This is a genomic window from Kribbella pratensis, from assembly GCF_004365355.1.
Lineage (GTDB): Bacteria > Actinomycetota > Actinomycetes > Propionibacteriales > Kribbellaceae > Kribbella.
The window spans coordinates 1,558,098-1,573,306 of the sequence record NZ_SODP01000002.1 but is presented as its reverse complement, the minus strand read 5'-3'; the positions used below and the strand labels follow the sequence as shown (position 1 = coordinate 1,573,306).

Below are 15,209 nucleotides of genomic sequence, written 5' to 3'. Positions count from 1 at the left end.
CCGGAGTGACGCCGCGGCTGAGCGTGGTGGTGCCCTTCTACGGCGTCGGTGAGTACCTCGGAGACTGCCTGGAATCGATTGCCCGGCAGGCCTGGACCGACTTCGAGGCGATCCTCGTCGACGACGGTTCGCCCGACGACAGCGCCGTCGTCGCCAAGGAGTTCTGCGACCGGGACCCGAGGTTCCGGCTGATCCAGCAGGTCAACGCCGGTCCCGGCCCTGCCCGCGACCGAGGGATCAGCGAGGCGACCGGCGAGTACCTCGCGTTCGTCGACGGCGACGACCTGGTCTCGCGGTACGGGTTCGCGGCCCTGGTCCGGACCTTGGACCGAACCGGTTCGGACTTCGCCGGCGGCAACGCGCGGCGGTTCAACAACAGCTTCGGCGTCCGGCCGTCGTGGCTGCACAAGCAGCCGTTCGCCCGGGTCCGGCACGCCACGCACGTGACGGAGTTCCCCGACCTGGTCCTGGACCGGATGCTCTGGAACAAGGTCTACCGCCGGTCGTTCTGGACCGAGTACGGCTACACCTTTCCGCCGATCCGGTACGAGGACTACCCGGTCGCGCTCAAGGCGCACCTGGACGCAGTCACCGTCGACACCATCACGCAGGCCGTCTACTACTGGCGCGAGCGGGAGTCCGGCGAGTCGATCACCCAGCAGAAGTTCCAGCTCGGCAACATCCGGGACCGGGTCACGTCGGCCGGCATGGTCCTCGACCTGGTCGAGGACGCCCCACCGGTGGTCCGCCGGCGTACGCATGCCCACCTGGCGCAGATCGACGTGCTGACGCTGATGTCCGCGTTCGGCACCGTCCCGGTCGAGGAAGAGCAGCACCTCGTCGACCTGTCGCGCGAGCTGCTCGACCGGATCGACACCGACGTACTGGCTGCCACTCATCGCTACGACCGGATCCAGCATGCTGCTCTTCGCGCAGGTGATGTCGACCTGCTTCGTCGGCTCGCGGTCTTCCGCAACTCCGGCGGGCTTCGCGGCGGCGCTCGGGCGGTTCCGCGCGGCAAGCGTTCGCGGCAGCTCGACTACAACTACCCGGGGCAGGGCGAGACTGTCGTACCGCGGCGGCTGTACGGGCTGCGTGAGCAGGACCTGACGCTCGCGACAAGCGTGCGTGAGGTCGTCTGGGTCGATGGCAAGTTGTCGGTCAAGGGCACCGCCGAGATCCGCCACCTGGAGACCGATCGCTCGTCGAAGCTGCAGATCGCGCTGGTCGTCGACGACGCGTCACATCCCCTCGAGGTACGCCGGTACGCCGCGCTGGACCTGCACGGCGACAAGTCGCTCGTGGGATTCGAAGTACTGCTGGATCCTGAACTGCTCGCTCGTTGCACAGGGGCGCCCGCGCACTTCGAGGTGCGGATGCGATCCGGCCGGCGGGACCGGAAGGGCATGCTCGGCGGCCAAGGACCGGGCAGCCCCGGATGGGCGCCGGGTGCGTGGATCGACGAGACCAACTGGATCCAGCCCGGGCCGGGCAAGTACGGCTGGTTCTCGCTGCGACGGTTGACGGACCCGTGCCGGTTGACCGCGGTCGAGCAGACCGACGACGAGTTCGTGCTGCACGGGCGGGCGTCGTTCGACGAGCCGGAGTTGCACCTCAGCCGGCCGGTCGTCGGCGGTGAGGAAGAGATTCCGCTGCAGGTCGACGGGCGTGACTTCACCGCCCGGCTGCCGATCCGCGACATCCTCGCGGCGGCGAACCACGACGATCCCTTCGGCCAGCGGACGACCCGGTCGTTCCGGGTCCACGGTCCGGATGGGCAGCAGCGCGTGCTGCTGTGGACCGCCGGCGACTCGGCCGTCTCGCGCGTCGTCGACGATCGGGTCGTCACGCTGACCCGGTCGACCGGCGGGTACGTGAACCTGCACGAGTCGCCGATCCGGACGACCGCGGCCCATGCTGTGGCTGAGGGCAACCAGTTGGTCGTGCGCGGTTCCGAGGGCCGCGACGTCACCTTCAGCTGGCGGCGGTACCTGGCCGACTCCGACGATCACCTGGACGTCGAGTGCCGTCGTACCGTGTCCGCCGACGGGTGGTCGGCTGCGGTCGACGTCGACGCGCTGATCCCGGTGACGGCGGTGAAGGTGTCAGTCGACCCGCTGGCCGCGTTGGCCGACTGGATCCTGTTCGCGACCTCCCCCGACGGTGCGGCGCACGCCGTACAGTGCGAGCCCTTCCTGTGCAGCCGGTTGCCATTGGCAATCACATATGGCACGCACGGGACGCACGCGCTGGCCGTCCGACCCCATGCCGGCACTCTGCACGTCGAGGCGCGCTGATGCATCATCACAACCACTACTACGGCCAGACGCACATCCTGTCGCGGTACGCCGGGTTCGACTTCGACCATCCACCGCGGCTCCGGGGTTACCTGCAGCACGGCTGGAACATCGGCTGCGGCTGGAACCCGGTGCACGAGTTCTACGACGGTGCCTGGCGGTTCACCTGGAGCGATGCGCCGCGGCGTCGCGGGCACGCGCTCGGCCGGCGGAACTACCACAGCATCGGTGCGCCGTTCCTGTACCTGATGGAGCTCGAGCCGGAGAAGGACGAACCGGTGGAGCGTGAGGGCACGCTGTGGTTCCTCTTCCACGGATGGGAGGGCGGCAAGATCCACGGCGACCACCGGCGATTGATCGACGAGATCCGCGAGACCGAGCCCGGCCCGGTGACGTTCAGCCTGTACTACACGGAGTACGACCGGCCCGAGGTGCGCGGGTTCTACGAGGACGCCGGGTTCCGCGTGGTGTCGTTCGGGCGGCGCGGGTTCTCCTACGAGGGGACCGATCGGCGCTTCCTGTTCAAGCAGCTCGCCGAGCTGCGCAAGCACAAGCGGGTCGCGGCCAACCGGCTGTCGACCGCGATCTTCTACGGTATCGCGGCCGGCTGCGAACCGGCGGTGTACGGCGATCCGATGGAGATGGAAGGCGAGAACCCGTTGTTCGGCGGGCAGAGCCGGATCGAGCGGCTGTGGCCCGAGATGCTCGGCAAGTCGATCGACCTCGAGGCCTCGCGTGCCACCACCGACCTCGAGCTCGGGAAGCCCTGGATGATGCCGCCCGCAGAACTGCGGAGTCTGTTCGATTGGAGAGAGCGTGTCTGAGGTCCAGGTGGTTCGCGGGGAGATGCAGCCGTGGACCGATCACACGACGCCGCGGCCGGCGCTGGCGGCGCTGCTGACCGACGTCGTCCCGGCCAACCGCCGGACGCTGATCCTCGGGCCGCACGCGCCGCAGCAGATCGAGTCCGTCCTGGCGCACTCCGCCGACGTGACGATCCTGGTCCGCTCGGTCGCCGACGCTCAGCAGCTCGGCGAGGACTTCGGGCCGTGCCTGCAGGTGATCGCGGGCGCGCTGGACGGGCTGGAGGGCGAGCCGTACGACGTCATCATCGCGACCGACGGGCTTGACCGCGTGCTCGGCTACGACAGCACCGACCTGTCGTGGACGGAGCGGCTCGCCGCGTTGTCCCGGCTCGCGACGCCGGACGCAGTCGTCGTGCTCGCGCTGGAGAACGAGTTCTCACTCCTGAACCTGCTGGACAGCCGGCCCGCGCACGAGCGCCACGGCGACGACGAGTGGCGCCCGCTCCACGACGACCCCACCCGCCCGGTCTCTGTCGACCAGCTGAAGGCCGCGCTGCCGTGGCGAGCCGAGGTGTACGCCGACTTCGCGTCGCGCACCTTCGTTCGCGCCGACGTGGCCGCAGGCGCCCGCCCCGGCGAGCTGCCCACCCGGCTGGCGATCGGAGCGCTCGAGGCCATCGACGTACCGCTCCTGTCCCCACCGCACGAGGGGGTCGACACGGCCGCGCGGGCGGGCCTGCTGGCGTCGGTGCCCACCGGCTGGCTGGCGATCTCCGGGGCCCAGCCGTCGCACGATCTGTATGCGCAGACAGCTCAGGCTGTCCTGACCGCCGACCAGAACCTGACCGGCTGGGACACCACAACGACCATCGGTCCAGGCGCCGCCGAGTCCGATGTCGAGGCGCGTCCCACGGAGGCGCTGTCCTTCGACCCGTCCGTCGTCCCGACCACCGTTCCCTCAGGTGTCTCGGTAGAGACCGTGTTGTTCCGCCTCGCGGCAGCCGAGGACGTGCCCGCCTTCCGCAAGTTGGCTGCCGACCTTGGCGAGTGGGTGACCGCGTCTCGCGTGATCGTGCGGTGGGACGACATCATCTTCGACGGCGAATCCTTCGCGTACGGCGTCTCGCCGTGGGTGGCCCAGGAGTGTGTGGACAAGGACGATCTGCTGACGGCCGCGTGGGTGCGGTTCCAGGATCGCCTCCTGGGGCAGCACCGGCGGCACCCGTGGCCGCCGTGGATGGTCGGCGACGACCTGGTGTCTGCGTGGCTCGGGATGTCCGGGATCGAGCCGCCGGAACAGCTTCCGGCAACCTCGCCGGACACCCCACCGGCGACCGCGCAACAAGTTGCTCGCGGCAAGGAGTTGGCGGCGGCGCTGGACCTGGTCCTCGAGACCCGCAAGGGCACGGTCGACGTACGCACGGCTCTGGCCGCCGCCGAGGAAGCCAAGAAGGAGTTGTTCGAGCTCAAGGGGCACGTGTACGGACTCGAGCGGACACTCGGCTTCCGCAACAAGGCGATGAAGACGCGCGAGAACCGCATCCGCGAGCTCCGCGGCCAGTTGCAGCGGCTCACCACCGCCCATGAGCGCATCCGCGGTTCCCGGACGTACGCCGTCTCGCGGGTGATCTTCCACGCAGCACAGGTCCGCAAGCCCAAGACCGTTGCCCGCAAGGTCGCCCGCCGGATCCGGAAGCGATGAGCAGTCCGCGCCTGAGTGTGGTGGTGCCGTTCTACAACGTCGGTGCATACATCGGGGACTGCCTGGACTCGATCGCGCGACAGACCTGGGGCGACTTCGAGGCGATCCTGGTCGATGACGGCTCGCCGGACGACAGCGCCGTCATCGCGAAGGAGATGTGCGCCCGCGACTCGCGGTTCCGGATCGTCGAGCAGGACAACGCCGGGCTCGGCCCGGCCCGCAACACCGGGATCGAGCACGCGACGGGGGAGTACCTCACGTTCGTCGACAGCGACGATCTGGTCACCCGCCACGGCTTCGGGTTGCTGATCAAGGCGCTTGACCGGACCGGTTCGGACTTCGCCGGCGGCAATGCGCGACGGTTCAACAACAGCTACGGCGTACGGCCGTCTTGGCTGCACGGGCAGACGTTCACCGAGGACCGGTTCGCGACACACATCTCCGAGACGCCGCAGCTCGTGCTCGACCGGATGGTGTGGAACAAGGTCTACCGGCGGTCGTTCTGGGACGAGTACGGGTACCGCTTCCCGGCGATCCGGTACGAGGACTACCCGGTCACCCTCAAGGCGCACCTCGACGCGGTCACCGTCGACACGATCGCGGCGCCGGTGTACTTCTGGCGCGAACGCGAGTCGGGTGACTCGATCACCCAGCAGAAGTTCCAGCTCGCGAACATCCGCGACCGCGTCGTCTCGGCGGGCCTCGTGCTGGACGAGATCGAGGACGCGCTGCCGGAGATCCGGCACCGGGTGCACGCGCATTTCCGTCAGATCGACCTGCACTCGATCTTGTCCGCGTTCGGCACGGTCCCGCCGGAGGAGGAGCAGCATCTCGTCGAGCTGACGAGCGAACTCCTCGGCCGGCTGGATGACGCCGTACTCGAGACGGCGTCGCGGGTCGCCCAGCTCCAGTTCGACGCTGTCCGTGCGGGCGACGTCGAACTGCTGCGCCTGGTCGCCCTGGACCCGGACGCGGTGAAGGAACACCTGCCGCTGTCCAAGACCGACTTCACGCTCGCGACGAGCATCCGGGAGGTGAGCTGGATCGACGGCGAGCTGTCCGTACGCGGCACCGCCGAGATCCGCCACCTGCAGTCCAAGCCGTCGAGCCTCCGGGTCGGTCTCGTCATCGCGGGCCGGAACTATCGACTTCCAGTACGGCGGTTGCCGGCGACCGACCTTCGGGGCGAGGAGAGCCTCGTCGGGTTCGAGGTCCGGGTCAGCCAGGAACTGCTCGCCAAGTGCCCGGCAGGCCCGTCGCATTTCGACGTACGGATGCGTGTCGGCGGGATCCGCCGCCGGGACCTGCTGCGCGGTCAGAAGGCCGGCAGCCCGGGATGGCCGCCAGGGATGTGGATCGACGGCACGAGCTGGATTCAGCCAGGTCCGGGTAAGGAAGGCGCCTTCGCCGTACGGCGGTTGGCGGATCCGTGCCGACTGACGTCGGTCGAGCAGACGCCCGATGCGCTCGTGCTGCACGGACGGTCGGCGTTCGACGAGCCGTCGTTGTTCGTCAGCCGGCCGTTGTCTGGCGGCGAGGAGGAGCTGCCGCTCGAGGTCCATGGTCGCGACTTCACTGCGCGGCTGCCGATCCGGCCGATGCTCGAGGAGATCAACCCGGACGATCCGTTCAGTCAGCGCACGACGCGGGCGTTCCGGATGCGTGGTCCGGAAGGCCGCGAGCAGGTGCTGCTGTGGACCGCGGGCGACCGGCTGGTCTCACACGCCGAGGGCGGCCGCGTGGTGATGCTGACCCGGTCGACCGGCGGGTACGTGAACCTGCACGAATCCCCGATCCGGATGACCGCCACCGCAGCAGTTGCTGCTGGCAACATGTTGGTCGTGCGGGGCCCTGACTGGGGTGACGTCGACTTCAGCTGGCGACGGTATCTGCCCGACTCCGACGACTACGTGGACGTTGCGTGCCGTCGTACCGTGTCCGACGACGGTTGGGCGGCAGTCGTCGAGATGGCGGCGCTGGAGCCGGCCGACTGGATCCTCTTCGCGACGGCGCCGGACGGTACGTCGCACGCGGTGCAGTGCGAACCGTTCTTGTCGAGCCGGCTGCCGCTGACCATCACCCGCGCCCGCCACACGTACGCCGTACGCCCGCTGGCCGGCACCCTCCACCTCGAGGCCACCTAGGCTGCCGAAGCGCGCAGTTTGGTGGGTATGCCCACCAAACTGTGGGTTGGCCCACCGGATTCCGGTTGGCCAACCCACCTTCTCGTGGGCATACCCACCAAACTGCACGGGGTTAGCGGCGGGCGATGAGGAGCTGGTGGGTGACCGGCCAGTCGACGGGGTCACCGTCGGGGGTGGTGATGGAGGCGACCGGGGCGATGCGGTTGTCGATGACCCAGTCGTTGCGCCACGCGTTCGAGGCCGGGTCGATGGTGAAGCCGGCGCGTTCGGCGACCGCGGACCAGCCGGCGAAGTTCAGGCCGCAGAACTGTTCGTGCGTCTCGCTCAGCCAGTTGTCGACGTAGTCCTTGCGGGTCAGGAAGTCCATCGCGTCGGCCAGCCGGAGCGTGATCCTGTCGCCGGTGAGGTCGAACGTGAACGGGACTTTCGCGTTGCGCCGGAAGTCGTGCGCGAACTGGAAGAACCGTGCGCGAGTGGAGAGCTTGGTGATGTACGCCGCTGGGTCGTCGAGCACTTCGAGTTCGGTGACCTCGGCCGGGTTCGCCCCGTCGCTGTCGTCGAGTTGCAGCACGACCGGGCGATCGGGCTCATCGGGGCCGCAGACGTCGGAGTTGATCCAGACGCCGTGTGGTGCGGTGTGTGCGAAGAGCGCGTCGGCGAAGCGCTGGACGGTGCCGGGGCGCGAACCGTCGGCGTACGACCAGATCTCGTGGGTGAGCGCGAGCGTCAGCGTGGTGTCGATCGACCGCGGCGGGAAGACGGCCGAGCCGAGCATGTTGCGTTGGTAGAAGTAGACGTTCGGGTTCGTGAAGAGGCCTTGCTCCTTCTTGTGTACGCATTCGGCGTACAAATGCCGGGCGACCTCGACCCCGATCAGGTCCGACTCGTGGAAGCGCGGGTCCGCATCGATCAGTTGCAGGGTCGCGCCGGTCGCGCAGCCGATGTCGAGGATCCGGCCCGGGCGCACGAAGTCCTTGATCTGTTGCCATTTCCGGTCGGCGGCGGTCTCGAAGGCGTCGGCGTACGTCTTGTAGTCGCGCGTGGTCGTCAGGCCGCCGTCGTCACCGACGACCGGGTCGTTCACGCAGCGCGCTACGTGCGCGTCCAGAGCGTACCGTTCGAACACGTCCACGGTCGCCGGATGCGCCAGCTCCTTCCACTGCTCGTTGCCCGCCGCAATCATCAGCAGCACGTCCCACGGCCGCGCCGTACCCTCGGGTTCGACTCCGATCACCTGGTATCCGAGCTGCTCGTACAACTTGCTCACCTCAGGCGTCGAGCAGGCGACCACGGTGTTGTCCGGCGTCAACCGCATCAGGTCGTCGGTCCCGGCCTCGATCGCCTTCACCGTGACCTCGGCGAACTCATCCGTCGGCGGCGTATCCACCACCCCCACCACCAACGACCGAATCCCCGTCCCCACACTGAACCGCTCGATCGCAGCCTCCCGCCGATCGAACCCCACCGGATTCCGCTTGGTGGTCGAGTGATTGGCCGAAGTCACCGCCCACACCACGGTCCTCCCCGCGAACCGCCGCAGGAACTCCCCCTGGAACCGCGTCAACACATGATGCCGCCCAGGAAACAACAAGTACTCGGTCACGCCGGACCCTTCCGTGCGTAGCATGCGTCGGACACGACGACATGATCGCAAGGAAAGGGGCTTCGGTGGTCCGCTGGGTGGCTGCGGCCGGGTGCCTGTTGCTGGTGCTCGCCGGGTGCGGAGCCGCCGAACCGCCGGCGGCCGGAGCGCGTCCGCCCGGCGACGCGGCATCCGTGCCCTCGGCAACTCCCTCGACGACTCCAGTGCCGTCGCCGAACTGGACCGAGCTCCCACGGACGTCGGTCACGCCCGCGCCGCCGGCGAGGTTCCGGTACCGGACTGCTCAGCTGGAGGCGGCCCTTCCGTCGATCTACGGGAAGGCGAAGCTCGAGAAGTTCGGCGCGATCTTCCCGCCGCTCGCAACGGCGAGGTCCGCGGTCGACCCACTGCCGCCCGGACAGGTTTCGCCGGAGCTGTGCCGGAAGTTCATCCAGTTCGACGGGACGCCGGGGATCAAGGGCGACTTCGTCGCACCGGGTACGCCGTCGGCGCTGACGGACGGCGGTGCGCCCATGGGGCCGTTCCTGACCGGTCCGCAGGTGTTCGCAAGCGTCGTCGAGCTCCCCGGCGCGCTCGGTGACCGGCTGCTCGACCAGCGCCTGCCCACCCCGGCCGAGTGCGCGCACATTCAGCTCGACGGCCATGACCGGGCCTCGATGGTCGAGCGTCCGGTGCCCGGGTTCGGCGTCCGCGCGCGGTACGTCGTGACCAGCTATCGGGTCGCCGACGTCCGCTCCGTCGAGCGAAAGCTGTACTACCGGACTCCGACCTACGTCGTGGAGGTCCGGATGACGGGAAATGCCGCGACCGATGCCACGTTCTTCGCGTTCGCCCGGGTCACTCGTGATCGGCTGGCCGCCGCGTTGAAGGGCTAGAGCAGGTCCCAGGTTAGGGGAGTGCCGGCCTCGGCGGCCACGCGGAACGGGCGGCCCTCGACCTGCGAGTAGGCGTCGGGGGCGAGACCGCCGGCCGGGCGGATGGAGCGGACGTTTTCGGGGGTGATGGGGTCGCCTGCTTGGACGTCGCGGGTGACGTAGAGGGAGCGGCGGAAGCGGAGGACGTTCTCTTCGGCCTGCTTGGGGCCGATGACCGGTTTGCCCAGGGAGAGCTGGGCGACGCGGGTGCTCTCGACGAGGAGCTCCAGCTCCCACGGTTCGAGCGAGAACGCGGAGTCGACACCACCGTCGACCCGCTTCAGCGTCACGTGCTTCTCGATCACCGTCGCGCCGAGCGCCACGGCAGCCACCGCCGCGCCGATGCCCATCGTGTGGTCCGACAGGCCGACCTGTACGCCGAGGGCGTCGCGCAGGACCGGGATGCCGCGCAGGTTCGACTGCTCCGGCGGGGCGGGATAACTCGCCGTACACGACAGCACGATGATCTGCTCGTTGCCGGTCGAACGCGCCGCCCGGACCGCGGCGTCGATGTCGGTGAGTGTCGCGGAGCCGGTCGAGATGATGATCGGCTTCCCGGTCTCCGCCATCCCGCGGACCAGCGGCAGGTCACCGATCTCGTTCGACGCGACCTTGTACGCCGGGACGTTCAGCTTCTCGAGGAAGTCGATCGCGGTCTGGTCGAACGCGGACGAGAACGCGACGAGCCCGAGCGACGTCGCCAGCTCGAAGATCGGCTCGTGCCAGGCCCACGGGGTGTGCGCCTCCTCGTACAGGTCGTACAGCCGCGCCTCGCTCCACAGCTCGTGTTCGACCGGCAGCCGGAACGCCGGCAGGTCGAGGTCGAGCGTCATCGTGTCCGCGGTGTACGTCTGTAGCTTCAGCGCCTGCGCGCCGGACTCCGCGACCGCCCGGACGATGTCGAGCGCCCGCGCCAGGTCCCCGTTGTGGTTCCCGGACATCTCGGCAATGACGAACGGCTGATGATCCGGTCCGACCGGCACACCGCCGATGTCGATGGTGCTCATTACTTCCCCTTGCGTCGATCCTGCTTGCGCAGGCTGATGGGTATCACGGTGAGTTCGCGGCCGTCGGCGTACCGGACCTCCGGCGTACCTTCGACGAACCGGAAGCGCCGGTTCATCTGCCGGACCACCGTGTTGTGTTCGAGCACCTCGCCGCTGAGTACGTCGAGGTCGAGCTCGTCGAACGCGTACGCCGTGGCCTCGCGCATCACCTCGATCCACGCGGGCAGCGTCTCCCCGCGCTCGGCGAGCCCGTCGGCGTCCAGGAAGAACCCCCACGCACCCGACGTGCCCTCGAGATCGAAGAAGTTCACGACGCCGGCGGTCGCACCGTCCCGTTCGTAGATCAGGACGCGGCGGCTCGGGTCCTTCGACGTCTTCGCCCACCACGCAGCGTGTTCGTCCGCGGAGATCTCGTGGGAGGTGATGCTGACGTCACGATTGGCCTGCTGGTTCCGCAGCCGCCGGATGGTGTCGACATCAGCTTCAGTCGCGGTGCGCAGCATGTACCTAACCTAGCGCCATCTCAGCAAGCACTGTTCTAGATGGCCTTCGGTGTGTAAACATCTTTCGACTTCACGTTGAATGACGGTCGGAGAGTGACATGAGAGTCTGGCGAGCGATGGGTGTTCTTGGTGTGGCGGCGGGCCTGGTGCTCGGCGGTCTGACAGGTACGGCGTCGGCCGCGCCCGCGGACCAGCAGAAGTGTGCGCCCAGCGCGACCACTCCGCTGCGGCAGTTCCGGGCGAGCTGGATCTCGTCGGTGGTGAACATCGACTGGCCGTCGAAGACCGGTCTGAGCGCGGCGCAGCAGCAGGCCGAGCTGATCGGCTGGCTCGACGACGCGGTCCGGCAGCACCACAACGCGGTCATCCTGCAGGTGCGCCCGACCGCGGACGCGTTCTGGCCGTCGAAGGTCGAGCCCTGGTCGCAGTACCTGACCGGTCACCAGGGCGGTGACCCCGGCTACGACCCGCTGGCGTTCGCGGTGGCCGAGGCGCACAAGCGGAACCTCGAGCTGCACGCGTGGTTCAACCCGTACCGGCTCTCGATGGGCACGGACATCAACGCGCTCATCCCGACGCACCCGGCCCGGCAGCACCCCGACTGGGTCGTCACGTACGGCGGGAAGCTCTCCTACAACCCCGGCATCCCGGCGGCTCGCAAGCTCGTCGAGGACGCGATCATGGACGCGGTCTCGCGGTACGACATCGACGGCGTGCACTTCGACGACTACTTCTACCCGTACCCCGTGGCCGGCCAGACGTTCGACGATGCCGCCACCTTCGCGCAGTACCCCGACGGTTACACCAACCTGCAGGACTGGCGGCGGCACAACATCGACCTGCTGATCCACGAGCTGACCGAGAAGATGCATGCGATCAAGCCGTGGATCAAGTTCGGCATCTCGCCGTTCGCGGTCTGGCGGAACAAGGCGACCGACCCGGAGGGCACCGACACCACGGCCGGCGTGCAGACCTACGACGACCTCGCGGCGGACACGCGCAAGTGGGTCCGCGAGGAGTGGATCGACTACATCGTCCCGCAGGTCTACTGGGCCGGCGGATTCGCGCCCGCCGACTACAACAAGATCGTCCCGTGGTGGGCCGACCAGGTCCGCGGTACGCACGTCCACCTCTACATCGGCGAGGCGACGTACAAGGTCGGTACGTCGACGCAGTCGCCGGACTGGTCGGACCCGCAGGAGCTGAGCGACCACCTGGCGTTCGACAGCGCGATCCCCGAGGTGAAGGGCAACATCTACTTCTCCGCGAAGGACGTCCGCGCCGATCGCCTCGGTGCGACCACGCTCCTCAACAACACCTGGTACACCAAGCCGGCGCTGATCCCCGCTATGCCTGCGCTCGACTCCCGCCCGCCGCTCCCCGCCCACGCGGTCCACGCGTCGCGCACTGCGGACGGCGTACAACTCAAGTGGTCCCGCACGTCGAACGACACCACGTCGTACGCGATTTACCGTCGTGAGCTCCTCGGCAGCGACCACTGCCCGGACAACGACGCCCGCAACCTGCTCGCGACCCTCCGCTCCACCGGCGCCACCCAGTCGTACGTCGACCCGACCGCAACACCCGGCAAGGCCTACATCTACACAATCACCACCCTCGACCGCCTCTCCAACCAAAGCACCGGCATCCCCGCCGTCTCGCTCCGCTGACTCCTACGGGCTCGTGGGTCCCGGCGAGGTCGGTTGTTGCGTCGGGGCCGAGCCTGTGGGGAGGCTGGCGGTCGGCACGCTGGCCGTCGGCAGGCTGCCGGTTGGGAAGGGCTGGGTCGGTTGGGTTTGACCTGGTGACTGGCTGTTGGTCGGGCTGGTTGGGGAAGTGGGGGTCGGGCCTGGGCTGCCGGTGGGTGAGGGCGTTCGGGTCGGGAACGGGGTCTCCGGTGGTGGGGGATAGATCTGGTAGACGCGGACACTGCCCAGCTGGAACCTGAGCTCGGTCAGCTTGTCCAGGTTCTTCGGTGGTGCACTGACGCGGTCGTCGAGCAGCAACCACTGCACGTCGTACTTCGTGCGCAGCGTCTCGATCACCTGGCGGGTGGGGTTGCTGAATACCTCGTCGTTCAGCTGCAGCCGCTCCTGGTCCGCATAGGGCCCCTGCACGCCGGCGGGATACGTGTCGTCGACCCTGGCCTGGTACGCCCACCCCTCCACCAGCACGTGCCGCTCGGCGTAGCCGGCGATCCAGTACGAGCCGATCTGACAGTGTGACGCTCTCGCCTGGTGGCAGTGCACGTTGGTGGCGATCCGGTCGTCCGACCCGGAGTTGCGCCGGATGAACCGCGCCGCCTCGATCCCGCCCGGCGCGATCGACTCGTACGACGTCAACGGCGGGCCGGCGAACTTCCGTACGGACGCCACCGTCGGCGACACCGTCGTACCGACCAGAGCTCCCACGGCGATGACAGCCCAGGTACGCCGAGAGCCGCGCAGTACCAGCCCGAAGACGCCGATGCCGATCGCAGCGATCACCAGTGCGACAACGAGGCCCTGTCCGAAGCAGCTCGCCGACGTGCACGACTTGTCCGAGCGATAACGACCCCAATAGATGGCTGCGACGCCGATCACCAACGCAACCGCAGCAATCCAGTACTGCCGCCGCTCCAGTGACCCAAGCCCCCAGGTCGCAAGCAGTACGCCGAACATGAACCCGGTCCGAATGAAGAACAGTTGCGTGTCACCGCGATCCGCCAACAGCGACGCACCCAGCAGCGCCGCGACGAATCCGCCGACCAGGAAGACCAGCATCGGGTCGTGCGCCAACCGAGGCTTGATCAGCAGCGCACCGACCACCGGCATGACCCACCCGACCACAACGACCGCAGCGATCACCGGGACAGCGGACCCACCGCCCATTCGATCCGCCAGGCTGTCGAAGGTCGCCCCCGGATCGAACCGCACGCTCGACGCGGCGCCACGCAGTACGAAGAAGAACGTCAACGCATACGCCGTCGCGACGCTCACGCCGAGCACGAGAGCACGCAGATTGAGCCGGCCGGCCCGGACCGTCAGATAGATCCACGCAACGGCCAGACCGGTCGCGTAGACAGGCAGTGCGGTCGCTTTCGTCAACGCCAGCGCAGCAATGAGGACACCTGCTGCAACGAAGAGCCGAAACAACTCACCGCGCGTCCTGGCCGACTGACGCCGCAGAAGCAACGTCGTGACCGCGATCAGCGGCAGCAGCAACACCGTGGAGAACGCCTGCGGCGGATTGGTCAGCTGTCCGAGGGAAAACGGCCCGTCCGCGAACACCCGGTCGGACACCGCCCACGGCCAGGCAACCAGGTCGCCTGCGGCCACCACGAGCCCTGCAGCGATCGGTGCGGCAACGGCACGACCAGTCAGCATCATCCCGACCGCGGCCGCACCCAGCACCGTCAGCAGGATCCACGCGAACGGCACCATCCGATGCGTGAGTACGTCGAGCGGAACACTCGTGATCCAGTGGGCGGACGCGATGTGGTCGTACGCCGTCCAGTGGCTCGTCAGCCAGTCGCCATCGGCGTACGGGACGCGCGGCGGGAAATGGTGCGTCACTTCACCCGCCAGCGCGAGGCTGTGCGGTGCGTCCGAGTCGGGCCGCAGCGCCTGCGATCCGTTGAGCGGAATGAGCCGCGAGCCGACGCGCACGAACCACGCGGCCGCGACCCCGACCGCGACCATCGCACCGGCGATCGCCCACCACGGTGTCGGCCGCTCGGGCAGCTTGAGTCGCGGTAATGCTCGCCACACCCCGAGCGCCAGCGCCGGCATCAGCAACGCCGCGAACGGCATCTTGAACAGCATCCCGATCGGGTAGACCAGCGCCTCGACGGCCAGGCCGAACGCGGTACCCAGGACGATATCGGCCGAGAACCACCCGACACCGCCGGTCAGCCGGCGCCAGAACATCGTGCCCGGTACGACGATCACGATCAGGAGATAAGCCAGGTACGCCGCGGGCATCCAGGGCGGATGCTCCTGCAGCGCCACGAACCAGGCCAGCGGCAGGACGGGCAGGCTCGCGAAGGCCGCGATCCGCTTACCCCGCCCCGCGATCGGCTTGCCGCGTCCCGCAGTACGGCGCCTGCCCGCTCTGATCATCGCGCAAGTGTATGAGTCCGACGAGTCGCGTTCGTGGCCGGTGAGCCGTTTACCACGGTGAAGATCGCATTTACACTCAGTAACCTCCCACACCGCTCAGTCGCCGGGAGGTCCCGATGGTCAAACGGTTGAC

Annotated in this window: 10 protein-coding genes; 6 read left to right on the top strand and 4 right to left on the bottom strand. The window is 68.4% G+C overall.

Annotation, left to right across the window (positions count from 1 at the left end):
• Positions 1 to 5 precede the first annotated feature (5 nt).
• From EV653_RS24230 to EV653_RS24210, 4 genes are read left to right on the top strand one after another with little or no spacing between them, the layout of a single operon-like run.
• The gene (locus EV653_RS24230; protein WP_134105975.1) at positions 6 to 2,297 is read left to right on the top strand and encodes a glycosyltransferase family 2 protein; all 2,292 of its coding nucleotides are present in this window, start codon (positions 6 to 8) and stop codon (positions 2,295 to 2,297) included.
• A complete protein-coding gene (locus EV653_RS24225; protein WP_134105974.1) occupies positions 2,297 to 3,121 on the top strand; it encodes a hypothetical protein in 825 nt (274 codons plus the stop codon). The genes EV653_RS24230 and EV653_RS24225 overlap by 1 nt, the downstream gene beginning before the upstream one ends.
• Positions 3,114 to 4,805 (top strand): hypothetical protein, encoded by a 1,692-nt coding sequence (locus tag EV653_RS24215; RefSeq protein ID WP_166679538.1) that lies wholly within the window; start codon positions 3,114 to 3,116, stop codon positions 4,803 to 4,805. The genes EV653_RS24225 and EV653_RS24215 overlap by 8 nt, the downstream gene beginning before the upstream one ends.
• The gene (locus tag EV653_RS24210) at positions 4,802 to 6,949 is read left to right on the top strand and encodes a glycosyltransferase family 2 protein (RefSeq protein WP_134105971.1); all 2,148 of its coding nucleotides are present in this window, start codon (positions 4,802 to 4,804) and stop codon (positions 6,947 to 6,949) included. The genes EV653_RS24215 and EV653_RS24210 overlap by 4 nt, the downstream gene beginning before the upstream one ends.
• A gap of 112 nt (positions 6,950 to 7,061) precedes the next feature.
• Here the strand turns inward: EV653_RS24210 and EV653_RS24205 are convergent, their stop codons facing one another.
• Positions 7,062 to 8,552: a class I SAM-dependent methyltransferase gene (locus tag EV653_RS24205; protein WP_238160034.1), complete on the bottom strand. Its 1,491-nt coding sequence runs from the start codon at positions 8,550 to 8,552 to the stop codon at positions 7,062 to 7,064.
• 41 nt (positions 8,553 to 8,593) lie between these two features.
• On the opposite strand from EV653_RS24205, the gene EV653_RS24200 reads away from it, so the two are divergent.
• The gene (locus EV653_RS24200; protein WP_134105969.1) at positions 8,594 to 9,427 is read left to right on the top strand and encodes a hypothetical protein; all 834 of its coding nucleotides are present in this window, start codon (positions 8,594 to 8,596) and stop codon (positions 9,425 to 9,427) included.
• Here the strand turns inward: EV653_RS24200 and pseI are convergent.
• Positions 9,424 to 10,473, bottom strand: a complete 1,050-nt coding sequence (gene pseI, locus EV653_RS24195; RefSeq protein WP_134105968.1) for a pseudaminic acid synthase — start codon at positions 10,471 to 10,473, stop codon at positions 9,424 to 9,426. The two genes, EV653_RS24200 and pseI, sit on opposite strands and share 4 nt — an antisense overlap.
• The gene (locus tag EV653_RS24190) at positions 10,473 to 10,976 is read right to left on the bottom strand and encodes a GNAT family N-acetyltransferase (RefSeq protein ID WP_134105967.1); all 504 of its coding nucleotides are present in this window, start codon (positions 10,974 to 10,976) and stop codon (positions 10,473 to 10,475) included. Before EV653_RS24190 ends, pseI begins: the two co-directional genes overlap by 1 nt.
• Positions 10,977 to 11,074: 98 nt before the next feature.
• Here EV653_RS24190 and EV653_RS24185 point away from each other — a divergent pair, with 98 nt between their 5' ends.
• Positions 11,075 to 12,646, top strand: coding sequence for a glycoside hydrolase family 10 protein (locus tag EV653_RS24185; RefSeq protein WP_134105966.1), 1,572 nt, complete (start codon positions 11,075 to 11,077; stop codon positions 12,644 to 12,646).
• Between the two features lie 3 nt (positions 12,647 to 12,649).
• Here the strand turns inward: EV653_RS24185 and EV653_RS24180 are convergent, their stop codons facing one another.
• Complete coding sequence (locus EV653_RS24180; RefSeq protein ID WP_202871805.1) at positions 12,650 to 15,076, bottom strand: hypothetical protein; 2,427 nt, start codon at positions 15,074 to 15,076, stop codon at positions 12,650 to 12,652.
• Between the last annotated feature and the right edge of the window lie 133 nt (positions 15,077 to 15,209).

What these genes read in the sequence shown, in the direction of transcription:
- EV653_RS24180 (WP_202871805.1), bottom strand. Translation starts at nt 15,076, where the DNA reads ATGATCAGAGCGGGCAGGCGCCGTACTGCGGGACGCGGCAAGCCGATC.
- pseI (WP_134105968.1), bottom strand. Translation starts at nt 10,473, where the DNA reads ATGAGCACCATCGACATCGGCGGTGTGCCGGTCGGACCGGATCATCAG.
- EV653_RS24190 (WP_134105967.1), bottom strand. Translation starts at nt 10,976, where the DNA reads ATGCTGCGCACCGCGACTGAAGCTGATGTCGACACCATCCGGCGGCTG.
- EV653_RS24185 (WP_134105966.1), top strand. Translation starts at nt 11,075, where the DNA reads ATGAGAGTCTGGCGAGCGATGGGTGTTCTTGGTGTGGCGGCGGGCCTG.
- EV653_RS24225 (WP_134105974.1), top strand. Translation starts at nt 2,297, where the DNA reads ATGCATCATCACAACCACTACTACGGCCAGACGCACATCCTGTCGCGG.
- EV653_RS24210 (WP_134105971.1), top strand. Translation starts at nt 4,802, where the DNA reads ATGAGCAGTCCGCGCCTGAGTGTGGTGGTGCCGTTCTACAACGTCGGT.
- EV653_RS24200 (WP_134105969.1), top strand. Translation starts at nt 8,594, where the DNA reads ATGATCGCAAGGAAAGGGGCTTCGGTGGTCCGCTGGGTGGCTGCGGCC.